This window comes from Methanospirillum stamsii, from assembly GCF_003173335.1.
Lineage (GTDB): Archaea > Halobacteriota > Methanomicrobia > Methanomicrobiales > Methanospirillaceae > Methanospirillum > Methanospirillum stamsii.
Map to the genome: position 1 here is coordinate 1 of NZ_QGMZ01000049.1, position 15,779 is coordinate 15,779.

Annotated in this window: 14 protein-coding genes; 5 read left to right on the forward strand and 9 right to left on the reverse strand. The window is 46.0% G+C overall.

The window, feature by feature from the left end:
* Positions 1–59 precede the first annotated feature (59 nt).
* The 3 genes from DLD82_RS16485 to DLD82_RS16495 form a co-directional block, all read right to left on the reverse strand.
* On the reverse strand, positions 60–1,088 hold the full coding sequence (locus DLD82_RS16485; protein WP_109942229.1) for an alpha/beta fold hydrolase: 1,029 nt from the start codon (positions 1,086–1,088) through the stop codon (positions 60–62).
* Between the two features lie 173 nt (positions 1,089–1,261).
* Complete coding sequence (locus DLD82_RS16490) at positions 1,262–3,028, reverse strand: ribosome biogenesis/translation initiation ATPase RLI (RefSeq protein ID WP_109942230.1); 1,767 nt, start codon at positions 3,026–3,028, stop codon at positions 1,262–1,264.
* A 6-nt stretch (positions 3,029–3,034) separates the two neighbouring features.
* Complete coding sequence (locus DLD82_RS16495) at positions 3,035–3,403, reverse strand: EMC6-like membrane protein (RefSeq protein WP_109942231.1); 369 nt, start codon at positions 3,401–3,403, stop codon at positions 3,035–3,037.
* Between the two features lie 55 nt (positions 3,404–3,458).
* On the opposite strand from DLD82_RS16495, the gene rqcH reads away from it, so the two are divergent.
* From rqcH to DLD82_RS16510, 3 genes are all read left to right on the forward strand, one after another.
* On the forward strand, positions 3,459–5,339 hold the full coding sequence (gene rqcH / locus DLD82_RS16500; protein ID WP_109942232.1) for a ribosome rescue protein RqcH: 1,881 nt from the start codon (positions 3,459–3,461) through the stop codon (positions 5,337–5,339).
* Entirely contained in the window at positions 5,336–6,361 is a 1,026-nt protein-coding gene (locus tag DLD82_RS16505; RefSeq protein WP_109942233.1) for an mRNA surveillance protein pelota, read from the forward strand. Before rqcH ends, DLD82_RS16505 begins: the two co-directional genes overlap by 4 nt.
* A gap of 111 nt (positions 6,362–6,472) precedes the next feature.
* Positions 6,473–8,602 carry a PAS domain-containing protein gene (locus DLD82_RS16510; protein ID WP_109942234.1) on the forward strand — a complete coding sequence of 710 codons (2,130 nt, stop codon included), beginning with the start codon at positions 6,473–6,475 and terminating at the stop codon, positions 8,600–8,602.
* Positions 8,603–8,615: 13 nt separating this feature from the next.
* Here the strand turns inward: DLD82_RS16510 and DLD82_RS16515 are convergent, their stop codons facing one another.
* Positions 8,616–9,410 carry an exodeoxyribonuclease III gene (locus DLD82_RS16515; RefSeq protein ID WP_109942235.1) on the reverse strand — a complete coding sequence of 265 codons (795 nt, stop codon included), beginning with the start codon at positions 9,408–9,410 and terminating at the stop codon, positions 8,616–8,618.
* Between the two features lie 9 nt (positions 9,411–9,419).
* Positions 9,420–10,142, reverse strand: coding sequence for a sugar phosphate isomerase/epimerase family protein (locus DLD82_RS16520; RefSeq protein ID WP_109942236.1), 723 nt, complete (start codon positions 10,140–10,142; stop codon positions 9,420–9,422).
* A 136-nt stretch (positions 10,143–10,278) separates the two neighbouring features.
* Between DLD82_RS16520 and DLD82_RS16525 the strand changes: the two genes are divergently transcribed.
* Positions 10,279–10,470 (forward strand): DUF1858 domain-containing protein, encoded by a 192-nt coding sequence (locus tag DLD82_RS16525; RefSeq protein ID WP_109942275.1) that lies wholly within the window; start codon positions 10,279–10,281, stop codon positions 10,468–10,470.
* A 43-nt stretch (positions 10,471–10,513) separates the two neighbouring features.
* On the opposite strand, the gene mch is transcribed toward DLD82_RS16525, so the two are convergent.
* From mch to DLD82_RS16545, 4 genes are all read right to left on the reverse strand, one after another.
* The gene (mch, locus tag DLD82_RS16530; protein ID WP_109942237.1) at positions 10,514–11,461 is read right to left on the reverse strand and encodes a methenyltetrahydromethanopterin cyclohydrolase; all 948 of its coding nucleotides are present in this window, start codon (positions 11,459–11,461) and stop codon (positions 10,514–10,516) included.
* 78 nt (positions 11,462–11,539) lie between these two features.
* Positions 11,540–12,664 (reverse strand): ORC1-type DNA replication protein, encoded by a 1,125-nt coding sequence (locus DLD82_RS16535; RefSeq protein WP_109942238.1) that lies wholly within the window; start codon positions 12,662–12,664, stop codon positions 11,540–11,542.
* A gap of 104 nt (positions 12,665–12,768) precedes the next feature.
* Entirely contained in the window at positions 12,769–13,926 is a 1,158-nt protein-coding gene (locus tag DLD82_RS16540) for a cofactor-independent phosphoglycerate mutase (protein ID WP_109942239.1), read from the reverse strand.
* A complete protein-coding gene (locus DLD82_RS16545) occupies positions 13,923–14,855 on the reverse strand; it encodes an NAD-dependent epimerase/dehydratase family protein (RefSeq protein WP_109942240.1) in 933 nt (310 codons plus the stop codon). Before DLD82_RS16545 ends, DLD82_RS16540 begins: the two co-directional genes overlap by 4 nt.
* Positions 14,856–14,898: 43 nt before the next feature.
* On the opposite strand from DLD82_RS16545, the gene DLD82_RS16550 reads away from it, so the two are divergent.
* Positions 14,899–15,774, forward strand: coding sequence for a methanogenesis marker 12 protein (locus DLD82_RS16550; RefSeq protein WP_109942241.1), 876 nt, complete (start codon positions 14,899–14,901; stop codon positions 15,772–15,774).
* The last annotated feature ends 5 nt before the right edge of the window (positions 15,775–15,779 follow it).

The window sequence follows — 15,779 nt, forward strand, 5'->3', positions numbered from 1 at the left end:
GACTGGAGGTTACAGTTTTTCATGAGTTAAGCATGAGGCGGAGCCTCATGGGTGTTTTTTTATGATATCCCTTCTAAAAACTCTCCGATAATCCCGGATATCTCCTCAGGCTCCACAAAAATCATCCCATGTCCCAGTCCTTTCCTGATTTCGAGAGTAGCATTCGGAATGAGGTTAGCGATCATCATTGAATTCTCCGGAGGTATGACAATATCCTGGTCCCCGGAGATGACGAGGGTTCTGCTTTGGATAGCAGGCAGGTCAGCATACACACCCTCCCATGAGAGAAAGGCACGGTACTGGTCTTGCACTGTAGTGGGATCTGCGACCTCTCCAAAATCCACAAACCAGGTCAGAGGGTCCGGATGGGTGTTCCGGAATTCCTCCGTAAGGAGAAGTCTTCCGGCCCTATCAAGCGCTTCTTCCGGGTTTTTTGGTGTCTGACCCATCTCTTCAATCACCGAGTTTTTCGCAGGCACTTTTTGAGCACCCCCGCAATCGGTGCTTATGAGAACGAGATTCTCTACCGAATCGGGATACATTTTCACATATTCAAGGGCAACCATCCCTCCCATTGAGTACCCGATGATATCAACCGGGAGAGGAGAGCATCTCCCTTTATCAAGCATTGTCCGGTTGTCAGAATATAATCCATTGTTAGTAACTCCACATCCATCTTGATCTTTTGCCAGTTGAGAAATCACATCATGCAGATCCATAGCTGCTTGCGAAATACTGAATGGAACATCCGGGTTTTGGACCCCTGATATTCCCCGGTGGTTGTAGACGATGACTGTGTGGTTTCGTGCAAGATTCAATATCATCTGGTGCGGCCATTCATCGATGGTCATCCCGTACCCCAGGATAAAGATTACCGGAGGGCCTTGTCCATGAATGGTATACCGAAGGGGAATGCCGTCCCTTGTTATTACAAATGATGATTCATTCATGGTAGAAGAGAAATTATTCTTATCAAAAGAATTTTCCAAGTTAGTTTCGTGGGTAATATTGTTATCGATACAACCTGACATACAGATGAAGATGATGTATGATACAATGAAGAGAATAGTGATGATAACTTTTTTCATGGAGAATTATCAATCTGAATAATAATTTATTAATTCTTCCGATATAGAAAAAAATGAGAATAATTACCCTGTCTGATGTTCACGAATATGGGGTGTTATTATTATCTGTTCTGGATACTATCAAAAATTTAGTCAAACAGATAAAAGAAGCGAAAAAAATAAACTGAATATTTTTATTCAACATCCTGATAGTAATATTCTCCTTTGCTCTTCTGTTCACGATCCAGGTATGATTCAGGCTTATTTATTCTCGGCCTGCCACTCATATCTCTCCGGAAGGTCACACCGAGTTGTGAGAGGAACATATTCATCCCGGTCCTCATGTCAAAGGGTCCTTTGGCTTCTCCTCTGACACCCGGATCACCATCAAAGACCAGGAGTCGTTCGCTGATGATATCAATCACATAGATATCATGATCAATAACCAGGATTGCTGCTTCTTTTCCTTCGACCTGGTTTCTGAATACCTTGGTTAGTCTGACCCGCTGCTCTACATCCAGGTGGGCACTTGGTTCATCAAGCACATAGAGATCGGCAGGCTGCGAAAGACATGCAGCGATAGCGACCCTTTGCAGTTCTCCGCCGGAAAGGGTATTTACCGGAAGCTGCAGGATTGGAGCCAGTGTCAGCCCCTCAATAATATCATGCTGGTACTGGGGTGAATCAAAGTTTCTGGCAATCTGCCTAAGGAAAAATTCTACAGTGTCTGAACTCTCCGCTTTCAGATACTGAGGTTTATATGAAATTCTGACGGAAGTTTCCATGGCTCCGGAATCAGGTTTTTCAACGCCTGCCAGGAGTTTTGCAAAGGTTGATTTTCCAATACCATTCTGACCAACAATACCGATTACTTCACCTGCAAAAATTTCTCCGGGCAGAACGGTAAGTGAGAACCGGTCAAAGGAACGTTTCATCTCAGGGATTACAAGAAGCGGGCTTCGTTCTGCGCCATCCTTGTGAGCCCTGACTTCAAATGTCACCTGGTAATCTCTGAACCTGACATTCTCTTCCGGAAGGAATCCGTCAAGATACTGGTTTATTCCAATCCTGACTCCCTTGGGCCTGGTAATGATACCAAATACGGCCGGCTTTCCATATGCAACATGCACGGTATCGGCAAGCATATCCAGGATCGCAATGTCGTGCTCGATGAGAACCACCGGCTTTTCATTTGCAAGTTCCCTGATAGCCTTTGCTGCAGCCATCCTTTGGTAAATATCAAGATACGGGGTTACTTCATCAAGGAAGTAAAAGTCTGCATTTCGTGCGAGTGCTGCAGCAAGAGCCACCCTTTGTAGTTCTCCACCGGAGAGGTTTTTAATATCCTGGTCAAGGATCTGCCTGATTGAGAGAATATCGAGGTATTTATCTAATGATCCCCGTTCATCAGTTGTTTTCAGGAGGTCCCAGACATTTCCCTGGAATACTTTCGGGATAACGTCAATGTATTGTGGTTTGACCGAAGCTTTGATGGAACCTTTCGATAATCGCTGCAGGTAATCAAACAGTTCGGTTCCGGTATATTTCTTTAAGATCTCCTCCCATCGAACTTCTTCGGTAAAAATTCCAATGTTCGGACTTATCTGTCCGGAAAGGATCTTCATTGAGGTGGATTTTCCTATACCGTTTGCCCCGATAACGCCGGTGACTTTTCCCTCGACAGGTGCCGGAAGACCGTATAGAACAAAAGTGTTCGGACCATACCGGTGGGTCGGATATTCAAGTTCCTCCGGTAGAGTGATGATATCTATTGCTTCAAAGGGACATTTTTTTACACAGATGCCGCATCCGACACAGAGTTCTTCAGATATGACTGCTTTTCCATTTTCATCAAGGTGAACCGTCTCATCACCGGTTCGAACCCTCGGACAATAGAGAATACATTCAGTTCCACATTTGCGTGAATGACAGAGATCTTTATGTACGACGGCTATTCGCATGGTCTATCAGAACGTGATGGTAGTTTCGGAAAGCAGGATAGTCCAGGATACGTACCAGAACGCAAATGTCATAAAACCCTGGTAAAACCAGTCTTTTTTCTCCAGTTTTGCAGTATCAATTCTGATGAGCATGAACACATGTTTCTGGATTACTATTGCCGCGAGCATCACAAGGATGGGAAAGAGGAAGGTGTTCCCTGCCCCGGCTGTGGATGCTGCCTGTTCAGTAAAATAGCAAATAATTCCGGCGATACACCCTGCACCGATTGCGATGAGCGTGCGCGTAATGCGCTTTGTATATTCTGCCGCTTCATCAACGGGGGCAGGTGCGGGTTTTTCTTCTTCAGGAATATTGGGGACCGGTTCTTCTGTCATTAGGGCACCAGTTGTCTTATTTTTTTAGTCATGAGGCCATATCTAATTTGGTATTATGGCAACTGCACAGGGGATGAGTGGACTTGACCTCATCACGGTAACTGACGAGATTACACGGCTGCTCCCCCTCTGGGTTCATAAAATATACCTGGATGAAAAACGGCTCTGTGTTATCAGGCTCAATAGTAAAGAGCAGGGAAAAAGCAATCTTCTGATAGAACCAGGAAGGCGGCTCCATCTGATTCCTGTTCTTCCGGAAATGCCGCAGATTCCTCCGGCCTTTGCAATGTTTCTCCGGAAGTACTTGGGTGGCGGAAGAGTTACTGCTATCCGACAGCAGGGACTTCAGAGAACGGTAATTATTGACATCCAGAAATCCGAGCAGCTCTTTCACCTTATCGCGGAAATTTTTGATGAAGGAAATATCATTCTCTGCGGGGAAGATATGAAAATCATCCAGCCACTGACCAGGCAGCGGTTCAAAGACCGGGATGTTCTTCCTGGGTCTGATTACGTGTTCCCCCCGCCTGATGTCAGTATGATAACCGCGAATGAGTTTGCTGAGCGGCTGTCTGCCGATGATCGCGATATTGTCAGGTCACTTGCAGTCGGTTCATTTCTTGGCGGACGGTACGCAGAATACATATGTACACAAACCGGCGTTGACAAGGAAACTCTTGCAAAAGACACCAATGCCTCTGAGATATATGTTGCCATTCATAATCTGCTGAATAGTGCACGAATTCCCGTTTCGGTTCTTGCAAAGAGCGGGTGTCATCCGGTAGCAACGGGTGATGAACCAAAAGCACCCTATGACCTTTTTAATGATGCCCTTGCAGCATTTTATCCCATTGCTCCTCCGGCCAAAAAACGCGAAGAGAAGGTACGCGAATCCAGAGAAGACCGGATTCGCCACCAGCAGGAAGAAGCGATAAAGAAATTTGAGAAAAATATTACCAGAAATGAAGAACTTGCCGCAATAATTTATGAAAATTACGGATTTGTCACTGAAATAATCACTACTCTTTCAAAAGCTGCAGAAAACCACTCATGGCAGGAGATTACCGACATTTTACAGAAAGATAACTCTGGTGCAGGAAACAATATAATCCGGGTATTTCCTGCTGATGCAGCGGTTGAACTTTCTCTCTCACATCCGGTGAAAATTTTTGTTCACGATAGCATTGACCAGAATGCCGGCAGGTACTATGACCAGGTGAAGAAGTTTAAGAAGAAACTTGCTGGTGCAAAAGCAGCGATGGAACGTGAAGTTCATCAGGCCAGGCATAAGAAAGTTTTGTACCAGCGTCCCAAAAAACGGTGGTTTGACCGGTTCCGCTGGTTTTATACCTCAGATCAGGTGCTTGTGATTGGTGGCAGAGACGCCGGACAGAACGAGGAACTTATCCGGAAATATCTGGAAGGGGGAGATACCTTTGTTCATGCCGATGTCCACGGAGCCAGTGTCGTTGTGGTGAAAGGAAAGACCAGTGCCATGGATGAGGTAGCACAGTTTGCAGCAGCATATTCCGGAGCATGGCGTGCAGGGTTTGCCTCTGCTGATGTCTATGCTGCCCGTCCGGATCAGGTTTCAAAAACTGCCGAGTCAGGAGAGTATCTCTCACGAGGTTCATTCGTAGTCAGAGGAGAGCGTCAGTGGTTTCACGATGTCCCTCTGGCTGTAACGATAGGTCTTATGAAAACTCCGCAAACCCGAATCATCGGGGGACCTTCCTTGACCATACCGAAGGCATGCGAGCTTTACGTAACATTAAAGCCTGGAACTTTTGAACCTAATGATATTGCAAAAAAAGTTGTCCGGGCTTTACGAGACAGACTCTCACCAGATGATCAGAAGGCTCTTAAGTTTGCTCTTAATACCGAGGCCGTTGCAGGATTTGTTCCTCCCGGAGGGTCTGACCTGGTGGAAGGATGAAAGCAGAAATAGGGGAATTACAACGTTCATACGGAGAAATTCATCTCTTTCCGGAAAATTCTGATGATCTCTGGCACCTGCATCATCTCATCAACCCCGGTTGTCTGGTTTTTGCAACAACCCTCCGGAGTGTTGAAGGGACGCAGGATAAAATTCGTCCGGAAAAACAGGAAAAAAGACCGGTACGGCTTGGTATCCGGGTTGAGGATGTTGAATTCCATGAATACTCCATCCGTCTTCGTGTTTTTGGAGTGATTGAGTCCGGGGTGGATACCGGATCACACCACACTCTTAACCTGGAGCCCGGATTTGAAATATCAGTTATAAAGGCATGGTCTGCAAACGATCTTGAACGGATCGAACGGGCGGTAAAAGGATCGAACGCCGAGGCTATTCATATTCTGGTTATCGAAGAAGGAGAAGCAGAACTCTACCGGGTTCACAGTTTTGGACCAAAGCAGATATGGTCACTTGCTGCAGGCAGCGGAAAAACTGCAGAGCTGAGCAGCCGTGAGGTTTTTTCAGAGACGGTAATCTCGCAGATATCTGCAATAACAGGCCCGCTTGTCATAGCAGGACCGGGTTTTGTAAAAGAAGAAATAATTGCAAAATACAGAAGGAATAATCCTTCAAGAACTGCCCCGCTTGTTATTGGAGATACCCGTACCGGGGGGAGGCGGGCAGTTCAGGAAATTATCGGACAGGGCATTTTAGAAAAGCTGAACGGGGATCTGCAGCTGGCAAGAGAAGTCACCTGTCTTGATGAACTTATGAGAAGGATAGGCAAAGATGAACCGGTGGCTTATGGTTCTGCCGATGTCAGGGAAGCTATCTCATGTGGGGCCGTTCAGACGCTGTTAGTTACCGACTCACTTCTCCGGGAACCGGAGATTGCAGGGATTATCCGTCAGGCTGAAGAGATGCGTTCGGAAGTTGTCATCTTTTCTTCCAGGTTTGAACCAGGTGAACGACTTTCAGGTCTTGGCGGTGTTGCAGCTCTTCTCAGGTATAATATCCGGTAAACCCGGAATACCGGTTTTCTGGCTAACAAGAACATGGGGATGTACTGATTCCGGTGAGCGTAAGATGTATAAACCGGTTGATGTTTAACCCGGCATTTCTAATATATCTGTATGCGTCGGCTGGTGACAGGTAACGATGACCAGAATCGCTGGATTTGTTTCATACTGGCTATTACTATCATTGTTTTTTCAATCGTCTGGTATGCTTTGTCCAGGGATATTCATGTTGTCATATCTCACCTGCTCTATATTCCGGTTATTTTAGCCTGTTACCGGTTTCCCATCCCAGGTCTTATTTTCACTCTCGTAATAATTGGTGGTTATCTGGGTTTTGAAGCGAATATTTCTGATAATTACCAGATTACTCTTGACGCTCTCTTACGCGGGGTAATGATCTTCATCATCGGCGGGGTTGTAACCTACCTTTCATTGTATCTCCGGTTTCGGGAGAAAAGTTATCTGCGCCTTCTTTCCAATGTCGATACCGGGGTTCTGGTAACAAATAAGGATGGCATCATCCTGTACGCAAATCCCTATGCTCATGGTGTACTGGACCGCAGAGACAGTAGTGTTGTCGGGATGTCACTTGAAAATTTTGCACAGGATAAAAAAGAGCTGGCCGATTATCTCTTGTCATGCCTCTCATCTGATACCCGTGCATCTGTCACAGAATTAAACCTGAAAAGAAAAGACGGTTTTTTTGTTCCGGTTATGATTGTTGGGTATTGTGAAAAGCAGGAGGACGTCATTCTCACCATCACTGATCTTTCTGAAGAGAAATGGATGGCCCATGAACTGGCTACCGGAAAGGTGGTCCTAAAAACACTTCTTGATGCCATTTCTGAAGGAGTATTCCTGTCTGATACCTTTGGAAAAATTATCAGTATTAATAAATCATGTCGGGAAATTGCCGGATGGGAAGAGGGCATGGATATCAGTCAGAAGACCGGATTTTTCGAAGACCGTGTCTATGAGGAACTAAAAAAGGCTGTTTCCCGGTGTGTTCTTGAAAAAATTCCCCTGACTCTCTATCTGGATTCTGATACCAGTCCATCTAATCGTTACTATGAATTAATCCTGACTCCGGTTCCTGATGATGGGGGTGCAACAACCCGGGTTGCCGGAGTCATCCATGATATCACTGATCAGGAAAATTACCTGAACAAGATAAAGGAACGAGAGGAGTATCTTCGCCTGGTTCTGGACGGCCTTCCACTTGCAACGATTGTAATCGATCCTTCACACAAGGTCATGTCTGTAAACCAGGCACTTTCCATGCTTTTTGAACAGGATGTTCTGAACCTCATTGGAACATCTGATCATGGCAATCTTCTTTATCCGGCAAAAGAACGTCCCATGCTTGCAGACCTTCTGGTGAATGAGGATGTGGACATTTTGCTTGAAGAAAATTATGGGGGTCTTTTTTCATCTTCTCCAACCGTGCCCGGAGCATACGAAGTCATTGATTTTTATCCTCACATCGGTGATGAGGGTAAATGGATCCGGAGCACTGCAGCCCGGCTGGTTGATGAAAACGGGGTGACTATTGGTGCAATTGAGACATTTGAAGATTTTTCAACCCAGAAACAGGCAGAAGAAATAATCCGGATAAGCGAGGAACGGTTTAAGATTGCATCTCATATCGCAACAGATCTCATATTTGAATATGAACAGGTCACTGACAGGATTTCCTGGTTTGGAGATATCGACAAATGGCTTGGCCTTGAATCACCCGGAAGGGTTAGTACTCTTACCGGCTGGGTCACGCTTATCCATCAGGATGATGTCGACCGTATCAGGAATTCATTTATCCAGCATGTTCTCTCCGGAGATCCAATCAGTGAAGAACTTCGGATAAAACACCGGAATGGTCAGTACCAGACCTGGGTGATAAAAGCAGTTGCACTCTATAATGCCCAGTTCCAGCAGATAAAAACGATTGGAGTTGTATCAGACATCAGTGAGATGCGGGCAAATGAGGAGGCAAAAAAGAAAGCTCTTGTTGCCATAGAAAAATATATCGAGCAGTTTGCAATCCTTGGTGATCATATCCGAAATCCTCTGCAGGTGATTGCCGGGTATAATGATCTTCAGAGTGGAGAATACAAGGAAAAAATAGCACTCCAGATATCCCATGTGAACCGGATTGTTGATCAGCTTGACAGGGGATGGATTGAATCAGAAAGTATCAGGGATTTTCTTCGCAGGCATTATGGTATTTCAGAAAACGAAAAATTCTAAGGTGTTCTGATATCTATGGAAATTTTAACGTCAGGGTTACCGGACAGTGATCAGAACCTCCTATATCACTGCGAATTCCTGCCATTGAAATATTGTCTCGCAATTTTGAACTGACAAAGAAGTAGTCGATTCTCCATCCGACATTTCTCATTCTCGCCCTGGTTTTATAATCCCACCAGCTGTACTGGTTTCCTTCCTTTGAAAAAAGTCTGAAACTGTCAATAAATCCGGCCGCGATAACCTTATCAATCCAGTCCCGTTCAATCTGCAAAAATCCGGATACCTGTTCATTCTCTTTTGGTCGTGCAAGGTCTAAGGGCATGTGAGCGGTATTGACATCCCCACAGAAAATAACCTTTTCACCTTTATCTTCTATCTCGAGAATTTTCTTCAGGAATGCATCATAAAATTTTAGTTTAAATGATAGTCTCTCTTCTGATGCACCGCCATTTGGAAAATAGACGTTCAGAAGGGTGAATTCAGGGTATCGTGCAGTAATTATTCTGCCTTCCCTGTCAAACTCAGGTTCAAGGCCACCAAACTCCAATGAATCCGGTTCAGTTTTTGTATAGATGGCAACCCCGCTGTATCCTTTCCGTTCAGCTGGGTTGATGTAAAAAAAGTAACCGGGGATTCGCGATACTGCAGGTGTCAGGGTTTTGACATCCGCTTTTGTCTCCTGCAGACAGAGGATATCCGGATTTTCTTTTGATAAAAATTCATGAAACGGGACACCGGGAAGGACTTCTTTTCCACTGACTGCCCGGATGCCATTGACATTCCACGAGAAAAGATGAAGCTCTTTCATGTTATCCGATTATCCGATTCCAAATCTCCTGAGAGCAATCAGGGTGTTATGAGCTGACCTGAATGAAGGAACATCAATGATACCCCGTGCTCCGTTAGCAAACATCCCTGTAGCAACCTGGTCAAAATGTATGGACCCCCGTCCGATTTCCAAGTGTTCCTCTGAAAACTCCCTGCAGTCATACAGGTAAAAAGCCCTGCTGGCCGCCTCATGCAAAAATTTCGGAAGACATCCGTTTACATGGGCATGACCGATATCAAGAGCAAGCGGGATCTGGGACATACGATTCAGATCTTCTGGATGTCGGACCATGTTTCCTGAATAACGTCCCATATTCCTGAACAGGAATCGTATCCCGTATTCATCCGCCGATCGAAGGAGGTCAGTACATGACCGTGCAAGTTGCCGTTTTGCATGTAAGAGATCAGATCCTGCTGACACAAATCCCGGATCCACGACAACTTCAGCATTTATCTCTGATGCCAGTTGAAACCGTTCATTGATAACGGAAACAGCAGCCTGCCGTACTGGTTCCAGAATGCTGGCCAGGTTAATATCCCGGTGTGGCAGCCTTATCATGTACTGATATGGGAATGATTCAAGGAGGCTAACCGCTGGAATCCGGTGAGCACCCATGTCAACTATCTCTACCCCCCTGGTTAGTGAACCAAGGCTTTCAAGAGCAATTTCTAGCGGTGTATCCCGCATACAGGTTGTGGAAATCCAGAGCATAGTATCATCAAACTGAATTATTGAGGTTCTTTTCTGGTATACATATAAGGAAGGCTTTATCGGTTATAATGTGTTCCGGAATGTCTATGGAGAAAATCCATATCCTTTATACGTCCCCCTCTGTAACATATGTGATATGGCATTGTCCAAAGATTCTACAATTCTTGAAGTACTGCAGGAAAACCCTGATGCAGCAGCAATATTTGCCCGGTTTGGAATGGGGTGTGTAGGTTGTGCAATTAGCAGAGGAGAAACCGTTGCAGAAGCAGCAGCAGCTCATGGAATCCCTCTGGAAGACCTGATTTCCGCTCTTGGAATTCCTGCATAAACTCTTTTTGATCTTTTCGATCTTTTTTTATCGCGAAAAAAAGTTAGATATATCCGAATGATTTTAAGGTAACATCCGGGTTTACTTCACCGACGTGGTACACTTTACCCTCGGCTAATTCATTAATGGTAACTTCTGCAGGGGAGAAAAGTGATGTGTCAATCTGGTAAAAGTCAAAGTTTGCCTCTTTGAAAATTTCATAGAATGGCTTTCCATATCCTTTTGACTTGTTACTCGGGATCTTTTCAAGGTAGTCCTTGATCTCGGGGGCTTTCATAGTCAGGTTTATCTGGCCGTGATAAATGGTTGCATCATTGGTAGTTCCCATTGCCTTGGTGGCATCAGCCTTTACCGGTGGAATTGGAGCTGATCCAATTGCTGCAGAGATCTTGGTGGTGTCAAATCCAAGTTCATTGAGTTTGTAGATGGCGGTCTCAACACACCGGCCACAAACCTGAATGGAGCCTACAAGGGATGCTGTGGGTGCAACAACTGCACAGAGGTTCTCAACATCTATGCCACAGTCTTTTGCAATCTTATCCATGACCTCACCATTTGGAAGGTGGTCTGATTCAAGGGCAATGACTGCATCATCGCTTTCATCTTCGTATCCGATAACTTCGAAGGTGTGCTTGGGTTTTAAGGCAAGGGCACGTGCCGGACCGGATCCCATCGCAAAATAATTCCCTACCTTGACGGTCCACCCTGCCTTTTGTGCTCCAAGACAGGAGATGGCCGGATAATCGGTGCATACCTCAATGAACGGCAAGGGGACGTGCTTTATCTGACCCATACGGAAGTTTACTTCACCAAGGCCGCCCATACAAATTTCTGTGAATGCCCGTCCTGCTGCGTATCCGCCCGGAACTGAAACTCCACAATCAACGATTTTCGCGCCATTATCAAGTTCATGGTAGGCGACATTGAAATCTTCAGAATAGTTTGCTAAATTATCGAATATCTCAAGAGCTAATTCATTTACGCTAATCATGTTCGAACCCCCGTAGAGTACCTTATCATCTCTGATGCACGGGTATTGAATTCTTCGTTTTGCTTTACAAACTGATTTTTATAGATATAATTTGATTTTATCAGGATCGTAGCGAAGGTTAATAAGACGTGTCCTTCCCCTTCCATCCCTGAATTGAAGGTTTATGAGTCGTAGATTGTCCAGTTTTCTGAGCGCTTCATAATATACCGTATAGCCGAGTTTGAGTTTCTTTTTTACAATGAGGTATACTTCACCCGAAGTGAGCTGTTCATCACTTTGGGATAATTCTATCAATATCTTCAGGAGCTCTTTCTCCTCGCGGCGCAGGGATAGTACGGAATATTTCAGATGCAAAAACCGTGAGATCTTATATGCTTCATGGATATGTTCCTGACTTATCTCACGCATGGCGTCTTTCTCAGCATTCATCGTCGCCCGTTTTATCATATCAATGCCCACCCGCATATCTCCGGTGCGGAGGGTATGATCAACGACCACTTCCAGAAGTGCCTCTGAGAGGACTCCCGGATAAAGCCCCTGCATGACCCGCTCTTTTAGGATCTGGAATGTTTCATCATGAGAATAAGGGGGGAAATAGACCTCTGTTGGGGAAAACACAGAAGTAACCCTGACATCAAGTTCCCGTGACAGGTCGACATCCATGTCAGAGATGATGACCATGACCCCTATCCTGGTGCCCGGATATGTTTCATGGGATCTAAGAAGCAGATAGAGAACTTTATTCAGTTCATTCTCAAAGAGGAGATAGTTTGCATCGTCAAGAGCAACAAGAAGAACACGGTCCTCAGCAAGCAGTATTTCAGCAATGGAATCCAGAACCCGTTTATATGAATTTCCTGCAGCTGATGGATTGTGTCCTTTTATCTGTCTGTATATCTGGGAAAGGATCATGAAACGGGAATTTTCCACCTGACAGTTGATGTGAATGGGAATCATTTTTGATGGGATGTCCCTGATGTCAGAGAAGATCTTCCTGACCGAGGTTGTCTTCCCTGTTCCGGGTGTTCCCTTAAGGAGAGCGTTGAGAGGCCGGGATCCTTTTATTCCCGGACGAAGGAGAAAGGCGAGTTCCCGCATCTGGCCCTCGCGGTAATTGAACTGGTCCGGGATATAATCTATCTCAAAAATATCCGGGTCCCGAAACAGCGTCTCATCCCACATCAACATGTTTTTCAGGGTCATCCGGTTATCCTTTTTTTATATTATGATAAATTGCAATGGTCACAGCTTTCAGTTCATAAGTTCAGGTGAAAACTCAAAAACATTTCGCTATTTACGAAAAAAGACTATGAGATAAGGAGGGGAATAAGAGACGGGCCCTGCAGTAGTCCATACATTCCTGTTTTTCCTTCCTGCTCTGAGAATCTGGATGTGGTATCCTTATCCTTTCCCAGAATCGCAAAGGGAACCGGTTCTGCCGTATGGGTCTTTAGTCTGATTGGGGTTGGATGGTCCGGGAGCACGGTTATTCGTCCGGAAAACCCTTTTATGATGGTGCCAATCATCTCGTCCACCCGCTCTATTGCAAGAATCTTCTCTTTCAGGTCTCCCATGTGACCTGCCTCATCCGGTGCTTCCACATGAACAAATAAAAAGTCCAGGTGTTTCAATGCTTCAATGGCATATCTGGCCTTTGCCTGGTAGTCGGTGTCGATAAATCCGGTAGCACCCGGAACCCTGACAATCTCCATTCCTGCATAGATTCCGATACCGTTCAGGAGATCTACCGCTGATATAATCCCTCCGGAGAGCCCGGTTAATTCTATAAATGGCTTTATTGCAGGACGCATTCCTCCGGACCAGGGCCAGATGGTTGTAGCCGGATTTTTTCCCTGGTCGAGCCTTGCAAGGTTGACCGGATGGTGAGCAAAAACCTCCTCACTTATCTTCATGGCCTTAAGGAGTATTCCGGCATCAGGGCCGTCAGGCAGGTATGATGCGACAGGTTCCCCGGTAATATCGTGTGGGGGTGTGGAGGTGCATCCTTTACCCCCGTCAATGGTGAGAAGATTCCGGTAACTGATTCCGGGGTGAAAGACCATGCCGGAGAGTTTTTCATTCAGGCTTTTGAGTAATGCCGCTCCTTCTTCGCTGGTGATATGCCCGGCATTAAAGTCCTCCAGTATTTCATTCCTGACGGTGACAAGGTTACACCGATAGGCAATCTCTTCCGGACCAAGTGAAATACCCATGCTGGCAGCTTCAAGAGCTCCTCTCCCGGTGTAGCAGGTAGTCGGGTCATACCCGAGAACAGAAAGATTTGCAACGTCACTACCTGGGGTAAAGCCATCAGGAACCGTTTTTAACAGCCCCATCGCACCTTCCCTGGCGATATAATCCATATTCGGAGTATGAGCAGCTTCCAGGGGTGTTTTTCCGGAGAGTTCTGCGATTGGTTCATCTGCCATTCCATCCCCGAGGATAATGCAATATTTCTGTCTCATGACGACTCCAGGGCAGCCCGTACTGCAACCCTGACACTCTCGCGGCTTGAGATCTGTGGGATATATCCCGATTCTTTTAGTTTGGTAACATCAAGCTGCATCTTTGGAACATCGCCGACCCAGCCCCTGCTTCCCCCGGTATATCTGTACTTTGGGTTTAGTCCCATCTCGCTGGTGAGAATGTCTGCTATCTCGGTGACTGATATCCAGTCTTCAGAACCGACATTAAAGGTATTTACGGTATTTGTTGAATGAGAGGCGGCATACAATATTGCCCGGATACATTCGGTAATCTCAAGGTACGACTTAGTCTGTTTCCCATCACCGAGTATCTCCAGTTCATTTGGATTTTCACGGAGTTTTCTGATGAAATCGGTAATTACTCCATGACCTGATCTGGCACCGATGATATTTGCAAACCGGAATATCCAGGCCTTCATAGAAAAACTGTGAGCATATGCAGAAATGAGCGCTTCACAGGCAAGCTTTGCTGCACCATAGACCGAAACCGGTTCCATCGGGGTGTAGGATTCCGGGGTGGGAATTGCCGTTGCTTCCCCGTATACCGTTGATGTTGAGGTGAAGACGATCTCTGGCACACCATATTTTCGCATCGCTTCAAGAACCCGGTGTGTTGCAATGATGGTATTATTCAGTTGTTTATCTGGCGATACCGCACTTTCCCTGACATCCGGATCTGCTGCAAGATGGTAGACCCGTCCTGCTCCGGCAAGGTGGTGCTGCCAGCTATCTGACAGGAGATCTGCGCTTACAAGGGTCACTTTTTTAGAATCAAGGTGATCCCTGATAGAATTAATATCGCCAGAAACAAGGGAGTCAATGACAATTACGTCGTCACCGGCACTGACCAGATGGTCCACCAGGTGCGACCCGATAAACCCGGCCCCGCCGGTCACTATACTGCGCATCCATATTCATATCCCTCTCCATCTACCTAAATGTATAATAGCAATGTTTGTTGGTATAGATCACGGAACCACTGCCATGCGTTTTGCCGGAGGAGGACGACTTTTTAAAATCCCCCGGGCTGAAGCGGTTTCGTTCTCTCTCTCTGACCTTGATTCATTGACTCAGGGAGAAAAAATCGAGGGTTTTGCCATTACGTATTCAATGGGTGACAATTTTTCAGACATTACTTCTATTCATAATCTGAAAAACCGTGGTCTTATCAGCCAGGAGGGTGCAGGTGAACATACCGGAGGGGGCACCCGGGTTTTTGATGTGGTGAAGGAGAGTCGCATTCCGGCAATTGCAATCCCCGGACTGCACCGTGGTTCACCCACCGACCCACGATTCAAGGTATATTCACACCAGGCGAGCCCGGAAAAGATCGGTCTTGCCTATGAAGTCGCTGCACGCCTTGGTCCGGACTTTATCGTTTCAGATATCAGTTCCAATACCGTATCTCTGCTTATTCGTGATGGAGTAATCATCGGCGGGTTTGACGCCTGTGTTTTTGCTCCTGGCTGGGTGCATGGTGCCCTTGACCTTGACGCCATCCGTGCCATTGATGCAGGAGTGATAACTGCAAATGATGCGTTTCTCAGGGCTGGAGTGCGGGACAATCTTGATGAACCCATTCAAATGTCTACACTGGCGATGTTTGCAGCGATGGAATGTGCCTCTCTTCGGATTTTAGCGCCAGATGTTCCGATCGCATTGTGCGGAAGCCGGGCAGCTCTGGTTTCTGGTGAAATATCCTCTCTTCTTGGGTGTGATGTCCTGATCCTTGATGAATGGACCGCTGCAAATGGCCTATCCAGGATTGCAACGGATGTATTTTCCAAAAATATTAACAATATACTCGGCATTCCTGTCAGACTGTAATTTTA

Bases quoted from the DNA above. Each gene is read 5' to 3' on its own strand.
- DLD82_RS16495 (WP_109942231.1), bottom strand. From the start codon at position 3,403: ATGACAGAAGAACCGGTCCCCAATATTCCTGAAGAAGAAAAACCCGCA.
- DLD82_RS16540 (WP_109942239.1), bottom strand. From the start codon at position 13,926: ATGAGACAGAAATATTGCATTATCCTCGGGGATGGAATGGCAGATGAA.
- DLD82_RS16505 (WP_109942233.1), top strand. From the start codon at position 5,336: ATGAAAGCAGAAATAGGGGAATTACAACGTTCATACGGAGAAATTCAT.
- DLD82_RS16485 (WP_109942229.1), bottom strand. From the start codon at position 1,088: ATGAAAAAAGTTATCATCACTATTCTCTTCATTGTATCATACATCATC.
- DLD82_RS16515 (WP_109942235.1), bottom strand. From the start codon at position 9,410: ATGAAAGAGCTTCATCTTTTCTCGTGGAATGTCAATGGCATCCGGGCA.
- DLD82_RS16535 (WP_109942238.1), bottom strand. From the start codon at position 12,664: ATGACCCTGAAAAACATGTTGATGTGGGATGAGACGCTGTTTCGGGAC.
- DLD82_RS16550 (WP_109942241.1), top strand. From the start codon at position 14,899: ATGTTTGTTGGTATAGATCACGGAACCACTGCCATGCGTTTTGCCGGA.
- rqcH (WP_109942232.1), top strand. From the start codon at position 3,459: ATGGCAACTGCACAGGGGATGAGTGGACTTGACCTCATCACGGTAACT.
- mch (WP_109942237.1), bottom strand. From the start codon at position 11,461: ATGATTAGCGTAAATGAATTAGCTCTTGAGATATTCGATAATTTAGCA.
- DLD82_RS16490 (WP_109942230.1), bottom strand. From the start codon at position 3,028: ATGCGAATAGCCGTCGTACATAAAGATCTCTGTCATTCACGCAAATGT.
- DLD82_RS16520 (WP_109942236.1), bottom strand. From the start codon at position 10,142: ATGCTCTGGATTTCCACAACCTGTATGCGGGATACACCGCTAGAAATT.
- DLD82_RS16525 (WP_109942275.1), top strand. From the start codon at position 10,279: ATGGCATTGTCCAAAGATTCTACAATTCTTGAAGTACTGCAGGAAAAC.
- DLD82_RS16510 (WP_109942234.1), top strand. From the start codon at position 6,473: ATGCGTCGGCTGGTGACAGGTAACGATGACCAGAATCGCTGGATTTGT.
- DLD82_RS16545 (WP_109942240.1), bottom strand. From the start codon at position 14,855: ATGCGCAGTATAGTGACCGGCGGGGCCGGGTTTATCGGGTCGCACCTG.